Annotated in this window: 29 protein-coding genes; 15 read left to right on the top strand and 14 right to left on the bottom strand. The window is 69.4% G+C overall.

Annotated elements, in window-relative coordinates:
* Window position 1: 1 nt before the first annotated feature.
* Both G369_RS0126040 and G369_RS0126035 read right to left on the bottom strand, forming a co-directional pair.
* On the bottom strand, window positions 2–433 hold the full coding sequence (locus G369_RS0126040; RefSeq protein ID WP_019656991.1) for a RidA family protein: 432 nt from the start codon (window positions 431–433) through the stop codon (window positions 2–4).
* Window positions 430–1,404 (bottom strand): Bug family tripartite tricarboxylate transporter substrate binding protein, encoded by a 975-nt coding sequence (locus G369_RS0126035; protein ID WP_019656990.1) that lies wholly within the window; start codon window positions 1,402–1,404, stop codon window positions 430–432. Before G369_RS0126035 ends, G369_RS0126040 begins: the two co-directional genes overlap by 4 nt.
* 206 nt (window positions 1,405–1,610) lie before the next feature.
* On the opposite strand from G369_RS0126035, the gene G369_RS0126030 reads away from it, so the two are divergent.
* Entirely contained in the window at window positions 1,611–2,243 is a 633-nt protein-coding gene (locus tag G369_RS0126030) for a flavin reductase family protein (protein ID WP_020723269.1), read from the top strand.
* Window positions 2,227–3,102, top strand: coding sequence for an IclR family transcriptional regulator (locus G369_RS0126025; protein ID WP_051127649.1), 876 nt, complete (start codon window positions 2,227–2,229; stop codon window positions 3,100–3,102). Before G369_RS0126030 ends, G369_RS0126025 begins: the two co-directional genes overlap by 17 nt.
* Here G369_RS0126025 and G369_RS0126020 read toward each other — a convergent pair.
* From G369_RS0126020 to G369_RS0126010, 3 genes are read right to left on the bottom strand one after another with little or no spacing between them, the layout of a single operon-like run.
* Entirely contained in the window at window positions 3,024–3,287 is a 264-nt protein-coding gene (locus G369_RS0126020) for an oxidoreductase-like domain-containing protein (protein ID WP_019656987.1), read from the bottom strand. The genes G369_RS0126025 and G369_RS0126020 overlap by 79 nt on opposite strands.
* A 13-nt stretch (window positions 3,288–3,300) precedes the next feature.
* Window positions 3,301–4,662 carry a sensor histidine kinase gene (locus G369_RS0126015; RefSeq protein WP_019656986.1) on the bottom strand — a complete coding sequence of 454 codons (1,362 nt, stop codon included), beginning with the start codon at window positions 4,660–4,662 and terminating at the stop codon, window positions 3,301–3,303.
* A gap of 7 nt (window positions 4,663–4,669) precedes the next feature.
* A complete protein-coding gene (locus G369_RS0126010) occupies window positions 4,670–5,353 on the bottom strand; it encodes a response regulator (protein WP_019656985.1) in 684 nt (227 codons plus the stop codon).
* Window positions 5,354–5,450: 97 nt separating this feature from the next.
* On the opposite strand from G369_RS0126010, the gene G369_RS0126005 reads away from it, so the two are divergent.
* The gene (locus tag G369_RS0126005) at window positions 5,451–6,140 is read left to right on the top strand and encodes a phosphatase PAP2 family protein (protein ID WP_026346634.1); all 690 of its coding nucleotides are present in this window, start codon (window positions 5,451–5,453) and stop codon (window positions 6,138–6,140) included.
* 16 nt (window positions 6,141–6,156) lie between these two features.
* On the opposite strand, the gene G369_RS0126000 is transcribed toward G369_RS0126005, so the two are convergent.
* Complete coding sequence (locus tag G369_RS0126000) at window positions 6,157–6,597, bottom strand: GlcG/HbpS family heme-binding protein (protein WP_019656983.1); 441 nt, start codon at window positions 6,595–6,597, stop codon at window positions 6,157–6,159.
* 88 nt (window positions 6,598–6,685) lie between these two features.
* On the opposite strand from G369_RS0126000, the gene G369_RS0125995 reads away from it, so the two are divergent.
* Window positions 6,686–7,585 (top strand): LysR family transcriptional regulator, encoded by a 900-nt coding sequence (locus tag G369_RS0125995; RefSeq protein ID WP_051127648.1) that lies wholly within the window; start codon window positions 6,686–6,688, stop codon window positions 7,583–7,585.
* 33 nt (window positions 7,586–7,618) lie between these two features.
* Here G369_RS0125995 and lpxO read toward each other — a convergent pair whose 3' ends face one another.
* From lpxO to G369_RS0125980, 3 genes are all read right to left on the bottom strand, one after another.
* The gene (gene lpxO, locus G369_RS0125990) at window positions 7,619–8,515 is read right to left on the bottom strand and encodes a lipid A hydroxylase LpxO (protein ID WP_019656981.1); all 897 of its coding nucleotides are present in this window, start codon (window positions 8,513–8,515) and stop codon (window positions 7,619–7,621) included.
* A gap of 103 nt (window positions 8,516–8,618) precedes the next feature.
* Entirely contained in the window at window positions 8,619–10,046 is a 1,428-nt protein-coding gene (locus G369_RS0125985) for a sensor histidine kinase (protein ID WP_019656980.1), read from the bottom strand.
* Window positions 10,043–10,726 carry a response regulator gene (locus G369_RS0125980; RefSeq protein WP_019656979.1) on the bottom strand — a complete coding sequence of 228 codons (684 nt, stop codon included), beginning with the start codon at window positions 10,724–10,726 and terminating at the stop codon, window positions 10,043–10,045. The genes G369_RS0125985 and G369_RS0125980 overlap by 4 nt, the downstream gene beginning before the upstream one ends.
* Before the next feature lie 161 nt (window positions 10,727–10,887).
* On the opposite strand from G369_RS0125980, the gene G369_RS37225 reads away from it, so the two are divergent.
* Both G369_RS37225 and G369_RS0125970 read left to right on the top strand, forming a co-directional pair.
* Window positions 10,888–12,027 (top strand): alpha/beta hydrolase, encoded by a 1,140-nt coding sequence (locus G369_RS37225; RefSeq protein WP_019656978.1) that lies wholly within the window; start codon window positions 10,888–10,890, stop codon window positions 12,025–12,027.
* A gap of 67 nt (window positions 12,028–12,094) precedes the next feature.
* The gene (locus G369_RS0125970; protein WP_019656977.1) at window positions 12,095–12,448 is read left to right on the top strand and encodes a winged helix-turn-helix transcriptional regulator; all 354 of its coding nucleotides are present in this window, start codon (window positions 12,095–12,097) and stop codon (window positions 12,446–12,448) included.
* A 19-nt stretch (window positions 12,449–12,467) separates the two neighbouring features.
* Here the strand turns inward: G369_RS0125970 and G369_RS0125965 are convergent, their stop codons facing one another.
* The 3 genes from G369_RS0125965 to G369_RS0125955 are packed head-to-tail and all read right to left on the bottom strand — an operon-like array spanning window position 12,468 to window position 13,865.
* A complete protein-coding gene (locus tag G369_RS0125965; RefSeq protein ID WP_019656976.1) occupies window positions 12,468–12,869 on the bottom strand; it encodes an OsmC family protein in 402 nt (133 codons plus the stop codon).
* Window positions 12,866–13,393 (bottom strand): GNAT family N-acetyltransferase, encoded by a 528-nt coding sequence (locus G369_RS0125960; RefSeq protein WP_019656975.1) that lies wholly within the window; start codon window positions 13,391–13,393, stop codon window positions 12,866–12,868. Before G369_RS0125960 ends, G369_RS0125965 begins: the two co-directional genes overlap by 4 nt.
* Before the next feature lie 4 nt (window positions 13,394–13,397).
* Entirely contained in the window at window positions 13,398–13,865 is a 468-nt protein-coding gene (locus tag G369_RS0125955) for an Lrp/AsnC ligand binding domain-containing protein (RefSeq protein ID WP_019656974.1), read from the bottom strand.
* 128 nt (window positions 13,866–13,993) lie between these two features.
* Between G369_RS0125955 and G369_RS0125950 the strand changes: the two genes are divergently transcribed.
* Window positions 13,994–15,295, top strand: coding sequence for a D-amino acid dehydrogenase (locus G369_RS0125950; RefSeq protein WP_019656973.1), 1,302 nt, complete (start codon window positions 13,994–13,996; stop codon window positions 15,293–15,295).
* A gap of 60 nt (window positions 15,296–15,355) precedes the next feature.
* Here G369_RS0125950 and G369_RS0125945 read toward each other — a convergent pair whose 3' ends face one another.
* Window positions 15,356–16,441, bottom strand: coding sequence for an aromatic ring-hydroxylating dioxygenase subunit alpha (locus tag G369_RS0125945; protein ID WP_019656972.1), 1,086 nt, complete (start codon window positions 16,439–16,441; stop codon window positions 15,356–15,358).
* A gap of 357 nt (window positions 16,442–16,798) precedes the next feature.
* Between G369_RS0125945 and G369_RS0125940 the strand changes: the two genes are divergently transcribed.
* The 8 genes from G369_RS0125940 (at window position 16,799) to G369_RS0125905 (ending at window position 24,955) form a co-directional block, all read left to right on the top strand.
* Window positions 16,799–17,839, top strand: a complete 1,041-nt coding sequence (locus G369_RS0125940) for an ABC transporter substrate-binding protein (RefSeq protein WP_019656971.1) — start codon at window positions 16,799–16,801, stop codon at window positions 17,837–17,839.
* Window positions 17,836–18,363: a nucleoside deaminase gene (locus G369_RS0125935; protein ID WP_019656970.1), complete on the top strand. Its 528-nt coding sequence runs from the start codon at window positions 17,836–17,838 to the stop codon at window positions 18,361–18,363. The genes G369_RS0125940 and G369_RS0125935 overlap by 4 nt, the downstream gene beginning before the upstream one ends.
* Window positions 18,364–18,485: 122 nt before the next feature.
* Window positions 18,486–19,316, top strand: a complete 831-nt coding sequence (locus G369_RS0125930; RefSeq protein WP_019656969.1) for an urease accessory protein UreD — start codon at window positions 18,486–18,488, stop codon at window positions 19,314–19,316.
* Window positions 19,317–19,433: 117 nt separating this feature from the next.
* Window positions 19,434–20,348: an iron-containing redox enzyme family protein gene (locus tag G369_RS0125925; RefSeq protein ID WP_019656968.1), complete on the top strand. Its 915-nt coding sequence runs from the start codon at window positions 19,434–19,436 to the stop codon at window positions 20,346–20,348.
* Window positions 20,345–21,292 carry a methyltransferase gene (locus G369_RS0125920; protein ID WP_020723266.1) on the top strand — a complete coding sequence of 316 codons (948 nt, stop codon included), beginning with the start codon at window positions 20,345–20,347 and terminating at the stop codon, window positions 21,290–21,292. The genes G369_RS0125925 and G369_RS0125920 overlap by 4 nt, the downstream gene beginning before the upstream one ends.
* Entirely contained in the window at window positions 21,292–22,389 is a 1,098-nt protein-coding gene (locus tag G369_RS0125915) for a hypothetical protein (protein ID WP_019656966.1), read from the top strand. The genes G369_RS0125920 and G369_RS0125915 overlap by 1 nt, the downstream gene beginning before the upstream one ends.
* Before the next feature lie 14 nt (window positions 22,390–22,403).
* Window positions 22,404–23,246, top strand: coding sequence for a GNAT family N-acetyltransferase (locus tag G369_RS0125910; protein WP_019656965.1), 843 nt, complete (start codon window positions 22,404–22,406; stop codon window positions 23,244–23,246).
* A 149-nt stretch (window positions 23,247–23,395) separates the two neighbouring features.
* Window positions 23,396–24,955, top strand: coding sequence for a GGDEF domain-containing protein (locus G369_RS0125905; RefSeq protein WP_244164381.1), 1,560 nt, complete (start codon window positions 23,396–23,398; stop codon window positions 24,953–24,955).
* Here G369_RS0125905 and G369_RS0125900 read toward each other — a convergent pair.
* Window positions 24,952–25,830 carry a LysR substrate-binding domain-containing protein gene (locus G369_RS0125900; RefSeq protein WP_019656963.1) on the bottom strand — a complete coding sequence of 293 codons (879 nt, stop codon included), beginning with the start codon at window positions 25,828–25,830 and terminating at the stop codon, window positions 24,952–24,954. The two genes, G369_RS0125905 and G369_RS0125900, sit on opposite strands and share 4 nt — an antisense overlap.
* Window positions 25,831–25,915 lie beyond the last annotated feature (85 nt).

Below are 25,915 nucleotides of genomic sequence, written 5' to 3'. Positions count from 1 at the left end.
CTCAGGCGATCCAGGCGGTGAAGCTGCATTCGATGAGCTTGCCCATGTCGAGCTCGGGCGCGACGATGGCGTGGCGCGCCGGCCGCGAGGCGGCATCGGGGAACATCTCGAGCCAGGGCACGTTGAGTGCGGGCCGCTGGCTGCGGTCCTTCATCCACACGGTGAGCTTGACGATGTCCTGCGTGCCGCCGCCGGCCGCCTCCACGATGCGGCGCACGTTGTCGAGCATGAAGCGGCACTGCGCCTCGATGGTCTCGGCGGGCTTGCCGGTGGCCGGGTCGTTGCCCTGGATGCTGCCGCTCTCGAGCAGCGGCCCCACGCGGCAGGCCGCGGGAATCGGGTTCTTGTGGCCGAAGCCGTCGACATACACGCTGGTGCGCGCGGCGGGGGCGGCGCGCCCGAGGGCGGCAGTGGGTGAGTTGGGCGTGCTCATTCGGCGGAAATGTTGGATTGCTTGATGACCGGCATCCAGCGCGCGTCTTCCTTGGCCAGGAAGCGCGCGAACTGCTCGGGCGAACTGCCGCGAGCCTCGGAGCCCAGCGTCTGGAAGCGCGCGCGCACGGCCTCGTCGGCCAGGATCTTCTGCAGCGCGGCCGACAGCCGCGCGACGATCTCCTTCGGCGTGCCCTGCGGCGCGAGAACGCCGGTAAAAGTTTCGGTGCTGAAGTCCTTGAAGCCGGCCTCCTGCAGCGTCGGCACGTCGGGCAGCTGCGGCAGCCGCTTGGGCGACGTCACCGCGAGCGCGCGCGTGCGGCCCTGCTGGATGAACGGGCCGGCCACCGAGATCTGGTCGAAGTTGAACTGCACCTGCCCACCCAGCAGGTCGGTGGTGGCGGGCGCATTGCCCTTGTAGTGCACGGTGGTCCAGTGCGCGCCGCTTTCGCGCTGCAGGTACTCGCTCACCAGATGGTTCTGCGTGCCGGCGCCGGGCGAAGCCATGGTCAGCGTGTTGCCGGGCTTCTTCCCTTCCGCGACCAGATCGGCCACCGTCTTGTAGGGGGTCGAGGGATGCACCTGCAGCACCAGCGGCGTGAACGACACAGAGCTGACCGGCGTGAAATCCTTCTTCCAGTCGTAGGCGTTGCGCTTGAAGATGGTCGGCGAGAACAGGATCGGGCCGTTCGCGCCCATGAAGAAGGTGTAGCCGTCGGGCGCGGACTTGGCCACGTACTCGGCGGCGATCATGCCGCCCGCACCCGGGCGGTTGTCCACGATGAAAGGCTGCTTGAACGCAGCCTGCAGCTGCTCGCTGATGATGCGCGCGGCGCCATCGACGTTGCCTCCCGGCGGGTAGGGCAACACCAGCTTCACGGGTTTGTCGGGCCAGCCGGCCTGAGCCGATGCGATTGCGGGCGCGAAGGCCGCGCACACGGCCACGGCTGCGGTGGCGATGAGTTCTTTCAAGGTCTTGTCTCCTGCTTGCGTGCCGGCCCCGCAAGTGTGTTGCGCTGTGCACCGGCCACCCATGCACTCTAAGAATCCGGGTGCGGATGCTGCAATGCAATATGTCCTCGTTGTTCCATATGATGGACGTTTTCGAGAAGTCCGCGCCCGCCGGCTTCGACGCGCTGCGGACAATGCAGCCTCAGCCACCAAGGAAGGCCTCCCTCATGTTTCTCGATGCCGGCGACCTGTCGCCCGAAGCCACCTACCGCCTGATGAGCGGCATCGTCGTGCCGCGTCCCATCGCCTGGATCACCACGCTGTCGGACGCCGGCGTGGTCAACCTCGCACCGTTCTCATGCTTCACCTTCGTGTCGAACAAGCCGCCGATGCTGGGCGTGAACGTCGGCCGCAAGGCCGGCCGACGCAAGGACACCGGCGCCAACATCCACGCGCTGGGCGAGTTCGTGGTGAACATCGGAGACGCCTCGCAGATGGTCGCCATCCACGAGAGCAGCGCGGAGCACGCGCCCGACGTGAGCGAAACCGAACTGCTCGGCCTAGGCACGCTGCCGTGCGCCACGGTGCGGGTGCCGCGCCTGGCCGATGCGCCCATCAGCATGGAATGCCGGCTGGAGCAGGTGATCTCCTTCGGCCGGACCGGCGCGGAGTTCATCGTCGGCGAGGTCACGGCCTTCCACATCCGCGACGGCCTGCTGCACGACGGCAAGGTCGACACCCGCGCCCTCGACCCGGTGTGCCGCATCGGCGGCCCGAACTACGCCACGCTGGGCGAGATCGTCACGCTGCGCGGCATGCAGCAGACGCCCAAGGCGGTCATGGATGGCGGCACCGTCTAGCTTGATCGACGGCACCGACGCCGGCACGGCCGGCGCGCAGAGCGTGCGCCGCGCGCTCGCGGTGCTGCGCGTGCTGGCTACCGGCCAGGAGCGCGGCGTGCGCCTGACCGACGTGGTGGCGCACACCGGCCTCAACCGGCCGACAGTGCACCGCATCCTGCGCGTGCTGGTGGAAGAAGGCGCGGTCGAGCAGGACCCCGCCACGCGCCGCTACCTGGTCGGCGGCGAGGTCTCGCTGCTGGGGCTGGCGCGCTCGAGCCGCTTTCCCATCCGCGCGATCGCCGAGCCACACCTTCGCCACCTGAGCGAAAGCCTGGGCGACACGGCCTTCCTCACCATCCGCAACGGCACCGACTCGGTGTGCATCGACCGGCGGGCAGGCAGCTTTCCGGTGAAGGTGCTGTCGATCGAGATCGGCGCCCGGCGCCCGCTGGGCGTGGGTGTGAGTGGCCTCGTGCTGCTCGCGTCGCTGCCGCCCGCCGAGGCCGCCGAGGTGGTGGAACGCAACGTGCGGCGACTCGAAGCGCTGCGCATCGACCCCGGGGAACTGCTGGCGCGGGCCGTACGCGTGAGCCGCGACGGTTATGCCTATGCGCCCGTGGGCGTGGTGCCCGGCTCGCGCGCTGTGGCGGTGCCTGTCCGCCTTGCCGACGGCCGCACCGTGGCCGGGTTGGCCATCGCGACCATCACCGAGCGCCTGCCCGATGCGCGGGTCGAGACCGTCGTGGCGCAGATGCACGAAAGAGCGCGGCTGATCGGAGCTCAGGCGGCGGAGCTCGCTCACCGCAAGTCGGCGCGGCGTGCCTCGGCTTCGGGCACGCCGTCGTCGAGCAACAGGGACGCTTCGTCGCGCCAGTAGTTCACCGCCGCCAGCCACCCCTCCCACACGCAGCCATTGCAGCCGCGGCCGCAGCAGGTGGTGGGCTCGGGCGGAGGTCGGCGCAGCGTGAGGCCTTGGGCGTCGAGCAGGGCCTGCACACGCACGATCAGCGCCTGCGCGCCGGCGAGGTTGGAGGGTTCCGGGAGCTGGTCGATGGGGTTCATGGTGCAGAGGTCGTCAGGCCAGCAGGTTCAGTTCGAGCCGCATCTTCGCCCCGCCCGACTCGCTCGACCCGATGGTGAGCTGGCCGCCATGCAGGCGCGCCACTTCGGCCACCAGATGCAGGCCCAGCCCAGCGCCGCGCCCGCGCGGCACCAGCCGGTGGAACGGCGCCACCACGCGCTCGCGGTCGGCCTCGGGAATGCCGGGGCCGGAGTCGAGCACCTCGAAGCCCGACGGCTCCCACAGCCGCACCTGGATGTCGCAGCCCTGCCCGCCGTGCTCGATGGCGTTCTGGATCAGGTTGCTCAGCGCGCGCTCCAGCGAGGGCGCATCGCCGCGCACCCACAGCGGCTTGGGCGCCTCCACCGACAGCGTGCAGCGGTTCATGATGGCCAGCGGCGCGATGTCGCCTGCCACGCGTTCGCACAGCGCCTTCAGGTCGACCTGCTGCCGGTCGTGCACCGCGACGTGGTCCAGCCGCTGCAGGTCGAGCAGCTGCTCGGCCAGCGTGGCCAGGCGCGCCGAGGCCTGCATGAGCTTGACCTTGAGCGGCCCCTCCTGCAGGCCCTCGAGATGGATCTGCAGCGTGGTGATGGGCGTGCGCAGCTCGTGCGCAGCATCGGCCAGGAAGCGCTCCTGCCGGTCGTAGCCTTCGTTGAGCCGGTCGAAGGCGCGGTTCACCGCGTTGACCAGCGGACGGATCTCGCTGGCCACGTTGGCCAGCGGCAGCCGCGTGGTGCGCTCGTGCACGTCGATGCTCTCGGCATGCTCGGCGGTGGCCACCACGCCCTTGAGGCCGCGCTTGACGACGAAAGGCGTGGCCAGGATCACGCCGAGGCAGGTCACCAGCGCCATCGGCGCCACCAGGAACAGGAAGGCGATGGCGGTACCCTTGAGCGTGTTCTTCACGGTCAGCGGGCTGCCGGTCTGCGTCATCACGGCCACCATGCCCGCGCGCGTCTCCACGCGCTCGAAGCGGGCCTTGGGGCGCGTGTTGTCGCTCTCGGGGTCGACGGCCATGCGCTCCATGCCGTCGAGAGAATCGAAGAGCCTGGCGTAGATGGCCGGCACCTCGCCGTTGCGCACCTCGGAGCCCTTCGCGTCACGCGCGACGAACCAGAACGGCGGGTCGGCCTCGCGCAGGCGCTGCACTTCCGGCGTGGGCTCTATCGCCAGCTTGCCGTCGGGCGCATGCACCAGTGCGCGCTGGATGGCCTTGATGGTCTCCTGCCCGGTCTCGTCGACCACGCGCCCCAGCACCCAGGCGAGGCCCAGAAAACCGCCCATCACCAGCGCACCGACCACCACCTGCAGCAGGATCAGGCTCCAGATCAGTTGCCAGCGCAGCGAGAGCAGCGAGAGACGGCCCTGTTTCATGCGGTCGTCATGCTGCCGGACGCGCCGCGCAGATCAGGTAGCCCACGCCGCGGATGGCGTGGATTTCGACCTGCGCGCCGGCCCTGTCGAGCTTGGAGCGCAGCCGCGAGATGTGCGTGTCGAGCGCGTTCGACTGGATGTCGTCCGCGTGGCCGTAGACGCGGTCCTGCATGGCCTCGCGCAGCACGGTGCGGCCGCGATGCTCGAGCAATGTCTCCAGCACCAGCAGTTCGCGGCGCGGCAGCGTGAGGCACTCGTCGCCCACGTGGACCTGCCGCGTGTGATGGTCGAAGCGCAGCTGCCCCAGCGTCATGACGAGGTTCGCGCGCACCGCGGGACGCCGTGCCAGCGCACGCACGCGTGCCATGAGCTCGTCCATGGAGAAGGGCTTGGCGAGATAGTCGTCCGCGCCGCCGTCCAGGCTCAGCACGCGCTCGGCCACGTCGGTCATCGCGGTGAGCACCAGCACCGCGGCGGGAATGTCGTTCTGGCGCAGGAAGGCCACCAGCGAAAGGCCGTCGCCGTCGGGCAGGCCACGGTCGAGCACGATCACGTCGTGCTGCGCCGACAGCGCCGCGTCCTCGGCCTCGCGCAGCGAGCCCGCCACGTCGACCACCGCCTGGTTCTGCCGCAGCGCCGAGGCCAGGGCTTGCGCGAGGTCGACTTCGTCTTCGACGAGCAGGATTCTCATGGGGGTGCGGAGGAAAGCAAGGCCGGCCATTCTAGGAGAGGCCCCCTCGCGGGCGTCGCAATGTTCACGCAATGCAGTTGCATAAGCTGGGACGCCAATGAACTCCCGCACGGCGACTACCTCCCCCGCAACTTGCATTCCCTGGTATCAGGCTTTGGGCCGGCGCATCGCCACGCTCTGGGTGGTGAAGATGATCGGCACCACCGTCGGCATCTCGGGCTTCTTCGCCATCTACTTCTGGGTGATGCACAACCCGTCTTCGGAGCCGACCGTGATGCCGCTCACGATGCTCGACCACTGGGTGGGCGTCAGCGACGACGCGATGCTGCTCTATGGCTCGCTGTGGTTCTACATCTCGCTCGCGCCGGCCCTCGCGAAGGACAAGGCGCAGCTGTGGACCTGCGCTCGCGATGCTGCTCTGATTGCAGGCGCAGGCCTCGCCGTGTTCTGGCTCTTCCCGACGACGGTGCCCGCGTTCGCGGTCGACTGGAGCCAGTACCCGTCGCTGCAGTTCCTGAAGACCGCCGACGCGGGCGGCAATGCCTTCCCCTCGCTGCACGTCGCGTTCGCCGTCTTCACCGCCGTGCTGATGGAGCGCCAGTTGCGCGAGGTGCGCGCCCCGGCATGGGTGCGCATGCTCAACCTGCTGTGGGCCTTCGGCATCGTCTATTCGACGCTGGCCACGCGACAGCATGTGCTGATCGACGTGGCCGGCGGCACGCTGCTCGCGGCGCTCGTCTGCTGGGCCCGCAGCACGCGCGAACGGCTGGTGCTGGCCGAGGCCTGAGAGGCAACGGGTCGAGTCAGGCGGCTTGCGCGCCAGCGGCAGCCACCTGGGCGTCCTGCGTCGACTGCATGCCCGATACGCCGATGGCGCCGACCAGGCGGCCCTCGTGCATCAACGGCAGGCCCCCCTCGAGCGGGCATGCGCCTTCGGTGGCCAGCAGGCGCAGGTTCAGGCCGCCCGCGGCCAGCGCTTCCTCGAACACGCGTGTCGGCCGCTTGAAGCGCACGGTGCTGCGCGCCTTGGCCTGCGCGATCTCGACGCTGCCGGTCTGCGCGTCATCCATCTTGTGCAGCACCACGAGGTTGGCCGCGCTGTCCATCACCGCGATGACCATCGGCCAGCCGTGGGCCCGGGCCTCGGCCTCGGCGGCGGCCGCCACGCGGCGCGCGACTTCGAGCGAGACGGGTGGCCCGTAGGCGATGACGGGTTGCTGCTGCGGGATCGACGGGGTGCTCATGGTGCGAATTCCTTGAAGTGATGAACGATGCACCGGACGATAGTGGCGGGCAGAATGCCTGCCCATTCCCCAGAAATTCGCATCCGTTGTGCATGAATCGCCAGCTCCCTGCCCCGGCGGGCACGCTTCCCTCTCCTGGGACGACGTCCGCTTCTTCGTAGCCGTCGCGCGCGAGGGCAGTCTCTCGGGTGCGGCGCGGCAGCTGCGCGTGGAGCACTCGACGGTCGCAAGACGGGTGGGCGCGCTGGAGTCGCACATCGGCGTGCGTCTTTTCGACCGCCTGCCGCGAAGCTGGACGCTGACACCCGAAGGCGAGGCGCTGCTCGTGCCCGCCGAACGGATGGAGCAGGAGGTGCTGGCCTTCGCGCGCGCCGCCGCCGCGAACACCGCGAGCCAGGGAACGGTCCGCGTATCGGCGCCACCGGCCTTCGCGAGCCACTTCATCGTGCCGCTGTGGACTGCGAACGCACATCGATGGCCCGGTATCGAGCTGAACATCGTCGGCGAACTGCGCAGCGCCAACCTGCAAAGGCGCGACGCGGACATCGCCATCCGCTTCATGCGCCCCACCGAGCCGGGCCTTGCTGCCCGCAAGCTCGGCGAACTGGCCTTTCGCCTCTATGCCGCGCCGGCGTGGCTCGCACGCCACCAAGACGACTGGCGGTTTCTCGGCTACAGCGATCCGCCTGGCAACGTGCCGCACCAGCAGCTGCTTGCGGACATCGCCGGCGCACGCCCCTTCGTGCTGCGCAGCAACGACCTGGCTGCCTTGCACAACGCCTGCCGTGGAGGGCTGGGCCTCGCGATGCTGCCGGACTTCATGGCGCGCGGCGACGCCGCGCTCGTCGAAGTGCCCGGCGAAGGCCGGCCCGTGATGCGAGAGGTGTGGAGCGTGGTGCACCCCGACGTGAGGCGCTCGCCGCGCGTCAGGGCCGTGGCCGACGCGCTGGCGGAGATGGTCGGCGACAGCGCCGGGCGCCTGCGCTGAAGGCAGCGGCGTGGCGCGCCGCTCTTCGGGCGGCTACCAGAAGATCCAGAGCGCCAGGCCGCCGAAGATGGCCCACTTCACGAGGTAGTACACCCGCTTGTCCCAGGCCTTGAGGCGCTTGCCGACCACGCGGATCTGGTAGATGTACTTGAAGGCGCGGTTGATGCCACCGGTCTTGTCGCCGGCATCGTTGGGCGATGCGGCCGCGGCCAGCAGGTTCTTCGCGAACCAGCGGTTCACAGCGCTGGCCCAGCGGTACTTCAGCGGGCGCTCGATGTCGCAGAACAGGATCACGCGGTCGTGGTCGGTCGTGTTCTCGGCGTAGTGGATGTAGGTCTCGTCGAACACCACGGCCTCGCCGTCGCGCCAGTGGTAGCGCTGGCCGTCCACGTCGATGTAGCAGCCCTCGACGCCCGGCGTCCACAGACCCAGGTGGTAGCGCAGCGAACCGGCGAAGGGGTCGCGGTGGCGCACGAGGCGGCTGCCCGGCGGCAGCTCGGCGAACATCGCGGCCTTGATGGTGCCGATGCCCTTCAGCAGCTCGGTGGTGCGCGGGCACAGCACGGCGGCCGAGGGATGCGCATCGTCGTACCACTTCAGGTAGAAGCGCTTCCAGCCGCTCTTGAAGAAGGAGTTGAAGCCCACGTCGTTGAACTGGCTGGAGGCCTTGATGCTGCCGCCGTTGCGCATGGCCAGGGCTTCCTCGCGGATCACTTCCCAGTTTTCCTCGAGCACGCGCATCTCGGGGAACTCGGCAGGCGACAGGTAGGGCGTGCTCGGTACCTTCGAGAAGAGGTACATGAAGACGTTCAGCGGCGCCAGGAAGGTCGAGTGATCCGAGAGCTGCCTGAAGAAACGGTGCCGAACCTGGCCGCGGAAATGAACGTAGAGCGCGCTGAGCGCGAAGATGGCAAGAATGACCCACTTCATGGGAAAGAGTCCTGTAAACAGCGCCGGATAGTGTAATTCGTAGCCCCGATCCGGACCTGACCAGGCCATTTCGCCCTTTGGCCGTGCGCCCGACGAGGTTTCCTCAGCTGCACAGCATCGGCTGCGGCACATCGGCCACGGCCAGCGGCAGGCGCACGGTGGCCAGCAGGCCGCCGCTCGCGGTCGCGCCGAGCCTCACCTCCCCGCCATGCCGGTCGACCACGGACTTGACGATGGCCAGCCCCAGCCCGCTGCCGCTCTGGCTCTGGTCGGGGTTGCGGAAGAAGCGGTCGAACACCCGCTCGCGCAGCGCCGCCGGCACGCCGGGGCCCTGGTCCGCCACGGTCAGCACGGCGTGCGTGCCGTCGCGCGACACGTGCACGGCCACCGTGCCGCCGGGCGGGCTGTACTTGATCGCGTTGTTGATGAGGTTGTCAATCATCGAGACCAGGCTCTCGCGCTCGCCGAGCACCGGCACGCGGTCCTCGCACTCGAGTTCCAGCTCGATCCCGCGGGCACTGGCCAGGCTCTCGATCATGGCCAGCCGGTCCTGCACCAGTCCGTCGAGCGACAGCATGATGGGCAGCGCGCTGTCGGACACCGCGTCGCTGCGCATCAGCTGCAGCAGCTGCCCGACCAGCCGCGCCGCGCGGTCGTTGCTGCGCAGCAGGTTGCCCATGAGCTCGCGCTGGCGCTCGTCGGTGCTCTGCTCCTTCAGCGCCTCCACGTTCACCCGCATCGCGGCCAGCGGCGTGCGCAGCTCGTGCGCGGCATCGGCGATCAGGCTGCGCTCGCGCGAGGTGCTGTCGCGCACGCGCTGCAGCAGGCTGTTGATGCTCTGCACCAGCGGCTGCAGCTCCTTGTGCGGCGGCATGTACGACAGCGGCGTGAGGTCGGCCGGCCCGCGCTCGGCGGTCTCCTGGCTTACCCGCCGCCATGGCCGCAGCGCGAGACGCACCGAAAGCCAGGCCGGAAACACCAGGAACGGCAGGCTGATGACCAGCGGCAGCAGGTAGTAGCCGCGGGACACCACCGTCACGGTGAGCCGCCAGACGCTGGGCTCGGCCAGCATGACGCGGATATCGCCTTCAGGCGAGGCCAGCGTGCGTGCGCGCCATTCGCGGCCTCCTGCCTTCACGGTTTCGATGCGATTCGGCTGGGTATTGAGGATGACGGGCGTACCGGCCGTCGAGCGATAGACCAGCCTGTCGGCCTGCCAGACCTGCAGGACCGGCGAACCGTCGGAGCTCCCGTCGCCGTCGCCGATGGCCTCCAGCAGCGCGGCATCGAAGGCCGCGATGGTCTCCTGCTGCTTGTCGGGCCGATCGGCCGTGTTCTTCGCGATGGCCATCACCGTCTGGAAGATCTTGTCGAACTTCAGCAGCTCGGGGTCTTCGTAGGAGTCGTACAGCAGCAGCGCGATGGCCATGGTCCACAGCAGCGCGACCACGCCCATCTGCGCAAGCAGCAGGCGCCGCATCAGGGAAGGTTGTTTCCAGTTCTTCCAGCGCCGCGCCAGCGCCTCGATCATTTCTGCGTGCTCCGCGCCAGCGATTGCACGTCGATCACGTAGCCGATGCCGCGCACCGTGCGGATGTAGCCCTGGCCGATCTTCTTGCGCAGGTTGGAGATGTGCACCTCGAGCGAGTTGCTGCCGTTGGCCTGCCCGCCGGGCAGCACCTGCTCTTCCATCACGCGGCGCGTGACCACGCGGCCGGTGCGCTTGAGCAGGAGCGCGAGCAGGTCGAACTCGCAGCGCGAGAGCTCGACGGGCTCGCCGTCGACGATCACGCCGCGCGTGGGCTCGTGCAGCGCCAGGCCGCGCATGCGGATGGTCTCGTCGTTGAAGCCGTAGCTGCGGCGCGCGAGCGCACGCACACGCGACAGCAGCTCGGCCAGCGCGAAGGGCTTCACCAGGTAGTCGTCGGCCCCGTCGTCCAGGCTGCGCAGCCTGTCGTTGAGCGCATCGCGCGCGCTGAGCACCAGCACCGGCAGCATCTGGCGGTCGCGGCGCAGGCGGAACAGCAGGTCGAGCCCGTCGCCGTCGGGCAGGCCGAGATCGAGCAGCACCATGTCGAAGGTGCCGCCTTCGAGCGTGCGCAGCGCGTCCTCGAGCCTGCGCACCCACACCACGTCCATGCCTTGATTGGCCAGCGCGATGCGCACGCCGTTGCCGAGGTCAAGGTCGTCCTCAACAAGCAAGAGATTCATGAGCCTCCACGTGAACTGAACACTCCGTCCCCGGAATGTGGCGGAAGTATCTGCCAAGCGCGCAGGGCGCACTTCAGGAAATCTTCATGAACACCGAAGCAGGTCTTCAGGTGCGGCCGGGACACTGGCGCCATCCCTGCAAACGGAAACGGAACAACCCGGTGAATGGCCTGCCCTCGCTCGACGCACGTACTGCCCGAACCAATCACTACGGCCTGCGCCGACGCGACGTCCTCCATGCCATGGCACTGACCGGCGCCGCGGGCCTTGCGGCCTGCGGCGGCGGCAACCGTGGCGGCGTCCGGGCCGGCGAAGTCGGTGGGGCGGGCAACGGCGGCGGCCCGCCCATCGTCATCGATCGCCGGGTCAAGGTCTCTGCCTCGCCCGAGGTCTCGCTGCAGGTGCGCGACTGGCAGCCGCCCGGGAGCACCGGTCCCGTCATCGTGCTGCTGGCCGGGCTGGGCGGCAATGCACGCTACTTCGACAGCCTCGCGCCCGCACTGGCGGCGAGATCACGCGTGGTCGCCATCAGCCGGCGCGGCTACGGGCTTTCGGACAAGCCACTGCCAGTGAAGACCGCCACGCAGTACTACGAGGTCGACACGCTGGTCGCGGACCTGAAGGCGGTGCTCGATGCGCTGGGAGTGCAGCGCGCGGTGCTGGCCGGTCATTCGATCGCGGGCAACGAGCTCACCAGATTCGCGGGACTGCATCCGGAACGGACGCAGGGCCTCGTCTACCTGGACACCACCTTCGACTACACCGTCGAAGGCGACAGCGAAGGCGAGACCGTGCCGGACAACCGCCTGCTCCAGGAACCCAGGCCGACGCCGGACGACGGCCGGTCCCTGCAGGCCGCCATCGCCTTCTTCCGGCGCAACTCGAAGAACTGGTGGCCTGCGCTGGAAGCGAACCTGCGCGACGCCATCGACATACGCACCGACGGGAGCGTGCGCCTCAATACCCCCGATGAAGTGGAGACCGCCGTGGATACAGCCGCACATTCGTTCTCACCCGACTACAAGGCCGTGCGCGCGCCATCGCTGGTCGTGACCGCCCTGCCCGCCGACAACCGCGACATGTTCCCGTGGCTGGAGCTGCCGCTCGACGCGAAGACACAGAAAGACGCTGCCGACTACCTGCGCATCTTCCGCCGCGTGGCCATCACGAATTCGAACCAGCTCGTGGCGGCGCTCGACACGCCGAACCGCCTGACCCTGGACCACGCCAGCCACGGCGACTTCCTCATGGAACGCGAAGCCGAGGTGCTTCGCGCCATCCAGTTCATGACATGGGCCTGAGCCGTGATCGATGGCGGGCGCGCGGCCACCCGCCTGCCCGAACAAAAGCATTCACCAGCGAATCGAGATGAAATCGAAGAAGACCAACGGAAGCGGCATCTGCGCCGCCTTCGACGTGATCGGCGGCAAGTGGAAAGCCGTCATCCTTTGGGAGCTGCACGTGCAGCCGCTGCGCTTCGGCGAGCTGAAGCGGGCGCTGCCCGACATCAGCGAGAAGATGCTGATCCAGCAGCTGCGCGAGATGGAGACCGACGGCATCGTCCACCGCGAGGTGTTCCACGAGGTGCCGCCGCGCGTGGAGTACTCGGAAACGAAGCTGGGCGCCACGCTCAGTGCGTCGCTCGCGCCGCTGGCCGACTGGGGCGACCGCCATGCGAAGCGCGTGGAGGCCGCGCGCACGCGGACAGGGTCCGCAAAGTAATGGGCCGGCCGAAGCCGGCTCACTCCGCCCAGCCGGTCTCGATCTCGGTCTTCACCTCGGTCATGAGCTTGTGCACCGGGCACTTGCCGGCCACGCGAAGAAGTTCGTCGCGCTGCGCCTCGCTCAGGTTGCCGCTCACGCGCAGGCCCGACTTGAGGCGGTAGACGCCCTTGCGCTCCTCGCTGTCGTCACGGTCGACCACCACCTCGATGTCTTCCACCGGGATGCCCTTGCGGCGCGCGTAGATCAGCACGGTGAGCGCCTTGCAGGCTGCGAGCGACGCGTCGTACAGGTCGTGCGGCTCGGGACCGGCGTCGCTGCCGCCGCCGGCGGGCGAGGCATCGACCGGGATCTCGTGGTTGCGGATCTTCAGGATGTGGCGGGTGCCGGTGATGCCGTCGCGGCGGATCGTGATGCTCATGCGTGTTTCCTCGCGGAGGTGGTTGCGGTGAGGGGAGAAAGCGTCTTCACGTAAAGGATGGTGGTGAAGCCGCTGTGCCATTCGAGGTCGGGGTAGCGGCCGGCCTCGCGGTAGCCGAGCGCGAGGTAGAAGCCCTGGCTCTGCATGTTGAAGGTGTCGGTCTCGAGCCGCGCGAGCTGCACGCCATCGGCGCGCATGCCGTCTTCCGCGAAGGCCATCAGCGCCCTCGCGATGCCCTTGCGCTGGTGTCTGGCCGGTACGTGCAGGGCGTGCACGAAGTCGTGCTCCCAGTGCACCATGCCGACCACCTCGCCGTCGATCTCGGCCACGAAGAAGTCCGGGCCCTTCTCGTCGATGTAGCCGACGGGGGCGCCGCTCTCCCGGTAGGCCTTTGCGGCATCCGGCGTGAGCTGCGGCAGCCAGGTGCCGGCGAAGGTGTCGTCGAGGATGGCCTTCACCGCGTCGAAGTCTTCGAGGCGCCACGGCCGGATCGTGACGTCGGGAACGTCGTTGTTGGTGCTCATCGGTTCAGCGGTCCACGGCCAGCATCAGCGTTTCCTTGATTTCCTCCATCACCACGTAGCTGTGCGACTCTGCCGCCACCGGCAGCTTCTTGAGGATGTCGCCCAGCAGGTGCCGGTATTCGCTCATGCCGCTCAGCCGCGCCTTCACGAGGTAGTCGAAGCTGCCCGACACCAGATGGCATTCGAGCACCTCGGGCATGTGCAGCAGCTCCTTGCGGACCTTGTCGAACACGTCGCCCGACTTGGCCGAGAGCTTGATTTCCACGAACACCAGCAGCGTGCGGCCCAGCGCCTCGGGCGAGACGTGGGCGTGGTAGCCGGTGATGACGCCGTCGCGCTCCATGCGCTTGACGCGCTCGGCGCACGGCGAGGCCGACAGGCCGATGTGCTCGGCCAGTTCGGTCATGGACATGCGGCCCTGGCGCTGCAGGACGTCGAGGATCTTGCGGTCTATGCGGTCGAGTTCGGGCATTTCACTCCGGCGGCGGCATGGGAAGGTTTTTGGCAGTGTATTCCACTGCCGAATCGAATAAATCAGTGGAATCCACTGCCTTGAGGACCTTAGATTCCATTCATTCCATTTGAATCGGCGAATACACCATGAAAGTCATCGTTCTCGGCGGCGGCGTGATCGGCACCACCACGGCCTACTATCTCGCCCGTTCGGGCGCCGAGGTCACCCTGCTCGACCGGCAGGCGGGCCCCGCCGAGGAAACCAGCTTCGGCAACGCCGGCCAGGTGTCGCCCGGCTACTCCACGCCCTGGGCCGCACCGGGCATCCCGCTGAAGGCGATCAAGTGGATGTTCAAGAAGCACGCGCCGCTGTCGATCCGCCCCGACGGCACGCTGTTCCAGCTGCGCTGGATGGCCGCCATGCTGCGCAACTGCTCGCCCGAGGCCTATGCGGTGAACAAGGAGCGCATGATGCGTGTGGCCGAATACAGCCGCGGCTGCCTGCAACAGCTGCGCGCCGACACCGGCCTGCAGTACGAGCAGCGCACCGGCGGCACGCTGCAGCTCTTCCGTACGCAGGCCCAGCTGGACGCGGTGGAACGCGACATCGCCGTTCTCGAGGAATGCGGCGTCCCTTATGAACTGCTCGACCGCGACGGCCTCGCCCGCATCGAGCCCGCGCTGGCCGGCGCGCGCGACCGCCTCACCGGCGGCCTGCGCCTGCCCAACGACGAAACGGGCGACTGCCACCTCTTTACCCGCGACCTCGCCGAGATCGCACGTGGCATGGGCGTCGACTTCCGCTTCGGCCAGACCATCGCCGCGCTCGAGACCGACGGCGGCCGCATCACCGGCGTGCGCACCACCTCCGGCAAGATCCTCACGGCCGACCGCTACGTGATGGCCTTCGGCAGCTACTCGCGCGCCGCCATCGCCTCGCTGGGCCTGGACATCCCGGTGTACCCGGTCAAGGGCTACTCGCTGACGGTGCCGCTCGTCGACGAATCGCTCGCGCCGCAATCGACCGTGCTCGACGAGACCTACAAGGTGGCCGTCACCCGCTTCGACAACCGCATCCGCGTGGGCGGCATGGCCGAGCTCGGCGGCTTCGACCTGCGCCTGAACCCGGCGCGCCGCGCCACGCTCGAGAAGGTGGTCACCGACCTCTTCCCCGGCGGCGACGTGCCCCGTGCCACCTTCTGGACAGGCCTGCGCCCGATGACGCCCGACAGCACCCCCATCGTCGGCGGCACGCGCTACCCCAACCTCTACCTGAACACCGGCCACGGCACCCTGGGCTGGACCATGGCCTGCGGCTCGGGCAAGCTCATCTCCGACATGGTGATGGGCCAGCGCCCCGAGATCCGCACCGACGGCCTGGCGATGGACCGCTACGAAGCAGGCTCCTCGCGCGCCGGAACGCCGCGCCCTGCTACCGCCGCCGCCTGAGAACGAGGGCGGGGAGCGGGCGGACCTGCGCGAAGTCCGCCCCCCGGACTCAAGCAGCCTTCAGGCAGCCTTCGCGATGGGAATCACGGCGTTCTCGTCCATCCCGCGATAGACCTCCGCCTCCCCGTGCTTCGCAAGCAGCTGCATCAGGTGCTTGCGGATCAGCATCCCCGGCCGGTCCGACTCCATCGAATACTCCACGCCGCGCCGGCGGGTGTCGACCAGCGCGTCGGGGTCGGTCGATTCGAGGATGTCCTTGTCCTCGCGCGTCACGGCTTCGTCGAAGTCGATCAGCATCTGGGCGGTGCAGTCGGCCTCGGTGTCGTTGCGGAAGAGCCATTGGCACAGCTGCATGCGGCCGTCGTCGATGGGCGTGAAGCAGTTGATGATGATGTGGCGCACGCCGCTCGGGTACTCGATGTCGAGTCGGCGCGAGAACGGCAGGAAGTAGGCGTTGCGCATGTGGCGCGTGGTGATCGGGTCGGTCACGCCGCTGATCGCGTGGAACTTCACCGGGTTGGTCGCCTCGATGATCGTCTCGGCGTAGAAGCCCGTGTCGTTCTCCACCAGTTCGTACTTGCTCGGCTTCGGGCTCGCGGCCACGCCGAAGGTGGCGCGGTGCACGAAGCTGAAGTGCGAGTTGTCGAAGGAGTTCTCCAGCGCACGCATCGGGCTGGTCTGCCACTCTTCGTAGAACTGGAAGATGGTGCGGTAGCCCGGGTCGTCGAACTCCGGAATCGAGGGGATGTCGGCGATGGGCTCTTCAAGAGCCACCCACGCATAGCCGTAGCGGGCTGCGCAGCGGTAGGCCGTGGTGCGGTACTCGGGCGAGATCTTGCGGTCGGCTTCGTACTGCGGGATGCGGATGACCTGGCCGCTGCGGTCGTAAGTCCAGCCGTGGTAGCCGCACTGGATCGCGCCGGTGCCGCAGGCCTGGCCTTCGCTGTCCACGCACCAGCCCTTGGAGAGCTTCGCGGTGCGGTGGCAGCAGCGGTCGCGCAGGGCGGCGGGCTGGCCGTCGGCATCGATGAAGAGGACGATGTCTTCGCCGAGCAGCCTGAAGGGCTTCGGGCCGTTGGCCAGTTCGGTGAGCGGCATGACGGCATGCCAGAACTTGCGGAAGACGGGTTGACGGGTGACGAGCATGCGCGGACTCCTTCTGTGGTCGTGGGGGACGAACGTGAAAGAGCAATTTCCCGCCGGGATGCGTGGGGCACCGCGCGGCTGAACGCTTCTACTCTGCGCAGACTGCCTTGCAAGTTGCGCGCCCGGATTGTGGCGCCTCGGGCCCGCCGCACCAAGCCCCATCGCCAATGCCCGACCAAAGCCCTTGGCATGCCTCGTGCATCACCGGGCGCAAGAGTAGAAGCGTTCAGCAGCGCACGCACCACGACTGTGCGCCCGCCCGGAAATTGCTCTTGAGACGCCCGCCGCCCTCTTCCCGGAGATCTTCCTCGGGGTCAGTGCGAACGGATCCAAGACACGAAGCTTCCGAGGCCCCACATGCAACGTCGATCCTTCCTTGCGGCCACTACCGCAACCATTGCAGCCATCGCCGCCCCCGCCGTGCTCGCGCAGGGCGGCAAGCTCACCCCGCTCAAGTTCACGCTCGACTTCCGCATCAACGGGCAGACCGCTCCCTTCTTCCTCGCGCTGGCCAAGGGCTACTACAGGGACGAAGGCCTGGACGTGACCATCGACACCGGCGCCGGCTCGGTGGCCTCGATCACGCGCATCGCGAGCGGCGTCTACCAGCTGGGGCTGGGCGACATCAGCTCGCTGATCGAGTTCAACGCGCAGAACCCCGGCACGCCGGTGGTGCAGGCGGTCTACCAGTACTACAACCGCGCACCGTTCGCGATCATCGGCCGCAAGGACCGCGGCGTGACCGGAGACTTCAAGAGCCTCGCGGGCAAGAAAGTCGCGGCCGCGGCCGTCGAATCGACGCGCCGCGCCTGGCCGCTGGTGGCGCGCAAGCAGGGCATGCGCCCCGACGCCTTCCAGTGGCAGACCACCGACTTCAGCGCGCGCGACAACGTCATGGTGCGCGGCGACGTCGATGCCGCCACCTACTTCCACGACTCGGCCGTCTCGCTCTTCGCGCGCATGAAGCCCGAGGAGCTGTCGGTGCTCAAGTACGCCGACGCGGGCGTGAACCTGTACGGCAACGCCATTCTCGCGGGTAGCAACCTCATCGCGCAGAACCCGAAGGTGGTGGCCGCCTTCCTGCGCGCGAGCAACCGCGCCATCGTCGAGACCTTCGCCAACCCGGCGCCGAGCATCGCGGCCATGCGGCAGCGCGAGCCCATCCTCGATGAGAAAATCGAGATCGAGCGCTGGGGCATCACCGCTCAGTACGTGGGCGCGGCGGACACGCAGGGCCATGGCCTCGGCGACATCAGGAAGCTCACGCTGGAGCAGCAAGTCGACGAGGTGGCCGATGTCTTCGGCCTGAAGGTCAAGCCTGCGTCCGACGCCATCTTCAACACCTCCATGCTTCCATCGCGCAGCGAACGCACTCTTCCCAAGTCCTCCAAGGCATGAACGACCAAATCGACAACAACAGCACCTCCTATCCGCCGGAGACCGCGCTCGACGAGCGCGACGGGCGCTACCTGCGCAAGGCCATCGTGTGGTCGCACGCGGCACGGCGCAGGGGCAACCGCCCCTTCGGCTGCGTCATCGTCTCGGCCGCCGGCGAAGTGCTCTCCGAGGCCGCCAACAGCAATGCCGAGACCGGCGACTGCACCGCCCATGCCGAGGTCAACGCGCTGCGCGCGCTGGCCGGGCGCGGGCTCTCGCGCGAGGAGCTGGCGGGCGCCACGCTCTATGCGTCGGGCGAGCCCTGCGTGATGTGCGCGGGCGCGATCTTCTGGTCGAACATCGGCCGCGTGGTGTTCGGCATCGACGCCGAGCGGCTGCGCGTGTTCCGCGGAGAGCGGCAGGACCAGCGCGACGCCGAGCTGTCGTGCCGCGACGTGTTCCGCGCATCGCCGCATCCGATCGAATGCATCGGGCCGGCGCTCATCGACGAGGCCAGCGCCGCGCACGATGGCGCCTGGAAATAGGCTCGCCCCCAGGCTGCGCGCACTTCGTGTCGCTTCGCCACCCCCTTCCGGGGGCAACACCTGCGGGCCGGCAGAGCTGGTTCCGCGGTGTTCCACGAAAACACCCCGACTAGACTCGCCGGATGTCCTGGCACGCCCGTCTCCATCTCTCCTATCAGCACGAATCCGAACGCACCGTCGCCCGCTTCCGCCATGACGGGCCGCTGCGCATCCTGCAGAGCCTGTATCCAGAGGGCGATGCGGTCTGCCACAACGTGCTGGTGCATCCGCCGGGCGGGCTGGTGGGCGGCGACACGCTCGACATCGAGATCGAAGGGGCCGATGGCAGCCACGGCCTCATCACCACGCCCGGCGCATCGCGCTTCTACCGCTCCGAAGGCGACCTCGCGCTGCAGCGCACGCGCATCCGCCTCGCGGCCGGCGCGCGGCTCGAATGGCTGCCGCTCGAGGCCATCTGCTACAGCGGCTGCCGGGCGGAGAACCGGCTCAGCATCGAGGTAGAGCCCGGCGCCGAGCTGATCGGCTGGGACGTGACCGCGCTGGGCCTGCCCAACGCCGGCCAGCCTTTCGAGCGCGGCACCTACCTGCAGCACATCGAGGTGCCCGGCGTCTGGCTGGAACGCGGACGCATCGACGCGGCCGACCACCGGCTGCTGCAGAGCCCCATCGGCCTGGGCGGCCACCGCTGCATGGCGTCGCTGTTCTTCGTCGCGGGCTCGCCGGTGGCACGCGCCCGGCGCGACGCGCTGCTCGCGCATGCACGCTCGCTGCTGGAGGCCAGCCCCCTGGCCGAGAGCGCCGGCGCCACCAGTCCACATGCCGAAGTGGTGGTGCTGCGCGTGCTGGCGCCCGTGGTCGAGCCCGCGATGCAGCTGCTGCGCCAGGTATGGCAGGCGTGGCGCGCGGAGCTCTGGCGGCTGCCGGCGGCCACGCCGCGCATCTGGTCGACCTGAAGCCGTTTCCCTGCGCGCACCCTGCACCAGGGTGGAATCTGTAGGCCCCGTCTGACGGACAGCCGCCGCGCAAAGGCGCACTCTGCCCCTTTGCCCAGCGGATGACGAGGATCGGCCATGTCCACTGACGACACCCCGGACGCCAGCGCAGACACCAGCACACGTGCCGGCGCACAGCTGCACCGCCGCCTGGCGAGGTTCAACGCCGCGCGGCTGAGGCCGGGCATCCCTTCGCCCTGGTGGAAGGACGAGCTCGCCGAAGAGCACGCCTGCCGGCTGCTGGAAGGCGAGTTCGTCGAAGCGCTGCGCACCACGGTGCAGGCGGCGGCGTCGGCTTCCACGGGCAACGCGGCCCACTTCGTCACGTGGTTCGAGTCGCTGGAGCAGACCGGGCCCGGCCAGCACCATCGGCTCTTCGACTGGCTCGCCAGCGAGGCGACCCTGCCGCAGATGCGCTGGTTCCTCACGCAGGAGGCCGCGGGCGAGGCGGGCTTCGAGGACCTGCTGGCCTGCACCCAGGTCAAGCTGCCGCCGCAGCCCAAGCTGGAATGCGCGCGCAATTTCTGGGACGAGATGGGCCACGGCAAGCAGAGCGCCATGCACGGCCAGATGCTGGAGCAGATGGTGCGCGAGCTCGACCTGCATCCGGCCACCGACACCACCGTGTGGGAGTCGCTCGCCCTCGCCAACACCATGGTCGCGCTGGCGACCACGCGGCGCTATGCCTATCACTCGATCGGCGCGCTCGGCGTCATCGAGCTCACTGCCCCGGGGCGCGTGAAGCAGGTGGCCGCCGGCATGCGCCGCCTGGGCCTGAGCGGCCGCGCGCGCGCCTACTTCGACCTGCATGCGGCGCTCGACGTGTCGCACTCGCGCGCATGGCTGCGCGAGGTGATCCGGCCGCTGGTCGAGGCCGATCCGGCCTGCGGGCAGTTCATCGCCGAAGGCGCGCTGATGCGGCTGTACTGCGGGGAGCGATGCTTCGAGCGCTACACCGCCGAACTGCGCGAGGCCGAGGAGCTGGCCGCATGATGGACGCGGCCGGCGTGCTGCGCGAGGTGGCGGCCACGGGCTATCGCTTCACCACCGTGACGCCGCTCACCCACCAGCGCGTGCTCGCGCGGCGCGGGCGCGAGCCGGGCACCACGCTGCGCGACATCTTCGGCTGGAACCTCCCCTTCGAGCCGCGCGCGGTGCCGCCGCAGCTGCTGGCCGCGATGAAGCATGCGGGCGTCGTTCAGCGCACCGGATCGCTGCTGCGCAGCACGGTGCGCATCGCCAGCCTCGGGGACGACCTGTTCCTGCACTCGGCCTACCCCACGGTCGAGGAGAAGGCCGTGTTCTTCGGCCCCGACACCAGCCGCTTCGCGCGCTTCATCCGGCACGCATTGGATCGGCATGCGGCCCAGTCCACGCCCCTGCGCGTGCTCGACGTGGGCTGCGGCAGCGGCGCGGGCGGCATCGCGGTGGCGCGTGCGCTGGCCGCCGCCGACACGCCCGCGACGCTCGTGATGAACGACATCAACCCGCTCGCATTGCAGTACACGGCCGTCAATGCGCAGGTGGCGGGCGTCGAGGTCACGCTCGCACAGGGCGATGCGCTCTCCGCCGTCGAGGGCGACTTCGACCTGATCGTGTCGAACCCGCCCTACCTCGACGACGCCGCGCAGCGCGCCTACCGCCATGGCGGCGCGCGGCTCGGGCGGGCGCTGAGCGTGCGCATCGCGGCGGAGTCGCTCAGGCGGCTCGCGCCGGGCGGGCGGCTGCTGCTCTACACCGGCGTGGCGATGGTCGACGGCGAAGACCCCTTCCTCGCCGAGATGCGCCCGCTGCTGGCGGGGCCGGGCTTCGAATGGTCGTATGCCGAGATCGACCCCGACGTGTTCGGCGAAGAGCTCGAACGGCCGGTGTACGCGCACATCGACCGCATCGCCGCCGTGGGCCTCGTCGCCACGCGCAGGCCGGAGGCCGTGTGATGGCGGCGGAACTGGAGCTCGGCGGTGCCGACGCTTCGCGGCTGGCCGTGGTGCGCGAATGCAGCCTGCTGGAGCGCATGCCCAAGTGGCTCATCTGCGTGCCGCTGGTGGTGCAGTGGCTGTGGCTGTCGCTGCGCCACGGCGGCGCCACCGTGCCCTGCGCAGCCAACCCGCACATCACCTCGGGCGGCATGGCGGGCGAAGGCAAGCTCGAATATTTCCGGGGCATGGGGCCGCTGGCGCGCTCGGTCACGGCCGACCACTGCGCGGTGTTCAACGACGGCAGGGCGACCGAGGCATCGCTGCAGCAGGCCATCGCCGCGGAGGGCCTTGCCTTTCCGCTGGTCGCCAAGCCCGACCTCGGCCTGTGCGGCTACGGCGTGCGGCTGCTGGCCGACATGGCGGCGCTGCGTGACTACCTCGCCGTCTTTCCGCCAGGCGAGACGGTCGTGCTGCAGCGCTACCTGCCGCAGGAAGGCGAGGCGGGCATCTTCTACGCACGCGATCCCGCCACCGACGAAGGCCGCGTCGTCGGCCTGGCGCTGCGCTACTTTCCGCGCGTGACGGGCGACGGCCGCAGCACCGTGGCCGAGCTCGTGGCGGCCGACGTGCGGGCGCGCCGCATCGCGCGCTCGCCGCGCCACCGATGCAGCGTGCCGCCCGACAGCGTGCCGGCGGCCGGCCAGCAGGTGCAGCTGGCCACCATCGGCTCCACGCGCGTGGGCGGTCTCTACCGCAATGGCGCATCGCTCGTCACGCCGGAGCTGGTGCGCGCCATCGACGCCGTCGCGCGCGACATGCCCGACTTCCGCTTCGGGCGCTTCGACGTGCGCTACGAGAGCCTGCGCGAACTCGCCGCCGGGCGCGGCTTCACGATCATGGAAGTCAACGGCGCGGGCTCCGAAGCGATCGAGGCATGGGACCCGGACATCGGCCTGGTCCAGGGCCTGCGCATGGTCTTCGCCAAGCAGCGGCTGCTGTTCGCCATCGGCGCGGCGCAGCGCAAGGCCGGCGTGCGGCCCATCGGCCTGCTCGAACTCGCGCGGCTCAACCGGCGGCAGAACCGCCTGGTCAGCCGCTATCCACCTTCCAACTGAGTGGCTCCACGCACATGGACATCTCCTCCTCGCAAGCCCTGACCGACCGTTCGTTCGCCGCTCGCGGTGCGTCTTCCGGCACCTCTTCCGGTGCCATGCCCGCGCTGGAGACCCGCTGGGCCGATTGCGAAGACGACGTGCGCGACGCCCAGCGACTGCGCTTTCGCGTGTTCGCGCTGGAGATGGGCGCGCACCTCACGCCCCCGGCGGGCACGCCGCCCGGCCTGGACGTGGACCGCTTCGACGGCTACTGCGACCACCTGCTGGTGCGCGCGGTCGATCCGGTGAACGGACCCGGCCCGCTCATCGGCACCTACCGCGTGCTCACGCCGGGCGCGGCGCGCCGCGCGGGCGGCTTCTACACCGACACCGAGTTCGACCTCTCCCCGATCGCCCCGCTGCGCGGCAATGCGCTGGAACTGGGCCGCTCCTGCGTGGACGCCGACTGGCGATCGGGCAGCGTCATCATGGCGCTGTGGACCGCGCTGGGCCAGTACATGGTCGACCACGCGCTCGACACCATGATCGGCTGCGCGAGCATCGGCCTGGACGACCACGGCGCGACCGCCGCGCGGCTGTGGCAGCGGCTGTGCCGCACGCACCTGGTGGAAGAGCGCTGGCGCGTGGAGCCGCGCATCGCGCTGCCGCTGGATGCCGAGGCTGACAGCGACGCAGACAGCGACACCCCGCCGCCGGCCGCGCCGCCGCTCATCAAGGGCTACCTGCGCTGCGGCGCGCGGCTGCTCGGGCCGCCCGCGATGGACCTGGCCTTCAACACGGCCGACCTGCCGCTGATGCTGCGGGTGGACGAGGTTTCGCCGCGCTACCGGCAGCATTTCTTCGGGGTCGCGGGCTGAAGCCGGGCGGCGGGCGAAGGCCCGAAGAAGGGCCTTGGGAAGGCATCGGATAAAGTCCCGCACCTACCGCCTCCAGACCCGACGCCAGAGTGACCCTCAGAAAATCCGCAACAAGCCTGGTTTTCCGTCTGCTCGTCATGGGTCTGGCGATGGCGTTCGTCGGAACCGCCGCCAGCTACATCCAGCTCAGCCGGTTCCTGCGCGAGGACCTCACGCAGTCGGTGGCCGCGCAGCAGACGGCACTGGCCGCCTACGTGGCCCGCGACGTCGACAACTACCTGGACGAGCGGCTGGCTTTCCTCGAACGGCTGGCGGGCGCCATGCCTGCCGGGCTCCTCGCGCAGCCCGGCCAGCTGCGGGCCTGGCTCGCCGAGCGGGGCGCGCTCGGCGGCCTCTTCCCCCTGGGCCTGAGCGTGGCCGACACCGGCGGCAAGCGGCTCGACGACGCCGCTCAGCCGGCCGCGGACGGTCCGGAATTCGCCGCCGCGCTCGCCGGCAAGCGCGCGATCGGCCGCCCTCATGCGACGCCCTCCGGGCACTCTGCGCTGCCCATGGCTGTGCCCGTGCGCAACAGCGCGGGCCAGGTGGCCGCGGTGCTGCTGGGCACGGCCGACCTCACGGCCGACGGCCTGCTCGACCACCTGCAGGACGGCCGCGTGGGCCAGAGCGGCGGCATTCTCGTGATCTCGCCGCGCGACCGGCTCTTCGTCGCCTCCACGGATGTCTCGATGTCACTCACGCCGACGCCGCGCGAAGGCGTGAACCTGCTGCACGACCGCGCCATGGCGGGCTATCGCGGCAGCGGAACCACGCGCAACGCCAAGGGCATCGACGAGATCTCGGCCATCGCCTCGGTGCCGACGAGCGGCTGGTTCGTGGTGGCGCGGCTGCCCGTCGCGGAGGCGCTGGCGCCGGTGGGGCGGATGCAGTCCTTCATCCTGCAGCAGCGCGGGCCTGCGGTGTCGGCGGTGCTCATCGTGCTCGGCTTGGTCATGGCCTGGCTGCTGCGGCCGCTGTTCCGCGCCGCCGACGAAGCCGACCGCATGACCCGTGGCGAACTCCCGCTCGCACCGCTGAAGGTGGTGCGCGACGACGAGATCGGCCATCTCACCCAGGCCTTCAACCGCCTGCTGGCCAAGCTGCTCGACAACCAGGAGGCGCTGCAGCGCATCGCCCATCACGACACGCTCACCGGCCTGCCCAACCGCAAGCTGCTCGACGACCGGCTGCAGCAGGCGCTGGCCCACGCCGGCCGGCAGGGGCACAAGGTGGCGGTGCTGTACCTCGACCTCGACGGATTCAAGGGCCTCAACGACACCTTCGGCCACGAGGCCGGCGACAAGGCCCTGCAGGAGATCGCGCGCCGGCTGCAGGCGCTGGTGCGGCAGACGGACACGGTGGCGCGCATCGGCGGCGACGAGTTCGTGCTGCTGGCCACCGGCCTCAACGAGCCCGCCAACGAGGGCGCGCAGGTGCTGGCGCAGCGGTGCATCGACGCGATCGCCGAGCCGCTGCCGCTGGACCGGTCACGCACGGCGATCGGCGTGTCGATCGGCATCGCCCTGGGCGACGGCAGCGAGACGCCGCGCGACCTGCTCGCAGCTGCCGACAAGGCCATGTACCGGGCCAAGCAGGGCGGGCGCGGCACTCACGCGATGTCCGCGGCGAATGCGATGCCCGAGATGTCGGGCGCGGCGTCCAGGCCCTAGGCCGGCATGTCCGTGCGCGGCAGCCGCAGCTGCTTCTTGAGCGTCTCGAACACCTGCCGCGTGACCGGATTCACCACGTGGCTACGCACGTAGAGGTAGTAGGCCAGGTCGGGCAGTCTCGGCATGCCGTCGCCCGCGCCCAGCACGCGCAGGCCTGCATCGAGCTGCTCCACGCCGCGCGCCGTCACGCCCAGCCCCGCGCGCAGCGCGGCCTTGATGCCGATCAGGCTCGACGAGGTGTAGCGCGGCGTCCAGGCCACCCCGGCCGTGTCGAGCGCCTCGTGGCCGATGCGGCGGAAGATGCTGGGTCCGTCGGCCATGATGAGCGGCACCGGCTTCGTCGGATCGTGCACGTAGCTCGCCGCGCACAGCCACACGGTGGGCGAGTTGCGCAGCACCACGCCTTCGAACTGCGACTGCGCGTCGGCGCGGTTGGAGATGATCATGTCGACCTCGCCGCTCTTGAGCGAGGTCATCAGGTAGGGGCTGCGGCCGATGTGGATGTCGAGCTGCAGCAGCGGCGAGGTGCGCGCCACCTCTGCCAGCAGCAGCGGCAGCATGGTCTCGGCCACGTCGTGCGGCGCGCCGATGCGCAGGTTGCCTTCGAGCTGGCCCTGCCGCAGGCTGCGCAGCGCCTCGTCGTTCAGCGCCAGCATGTGGTGCGCGTAGGTCAGCAGCCTCTCGCCGTGCTCCGTCAGCCGCTTCTGCCGGCCCTGCTTGGCGAAGAGCGGGTGGCCGATCTGCTCTTCGAGCCGCTGCATCTGCTGCGTGATCGCCGACTGCGTGCGCCCCAGGTGCACTGCCGCCGCCGCGAAGCTGTGATGGCTGACGACGGCCGCGAAGGAGCGCAGCAGTTCGAGATCGAGCGTGGGCATGTATTAATTTTATTGAAGTGTTTCCTGCGCGAGCTGGATTGTTGCGTCATGCCTGCGTCACTACAGTGGACGCACATCGAACAGG

Source organism: Variovorax atrisoli 110B (assembly GCF_000382045.1).
Classification (GTDB): domain Bacteria; phylum Pseudomonadota; class Gammaproteobacteria; order Burkholderiales; family Burkholderiaceae_C; genus Variovorax; species Variovorax atrisoli.
This window is presented reverse-complemented; position numbering and strand designations above follow the sequence as displayed.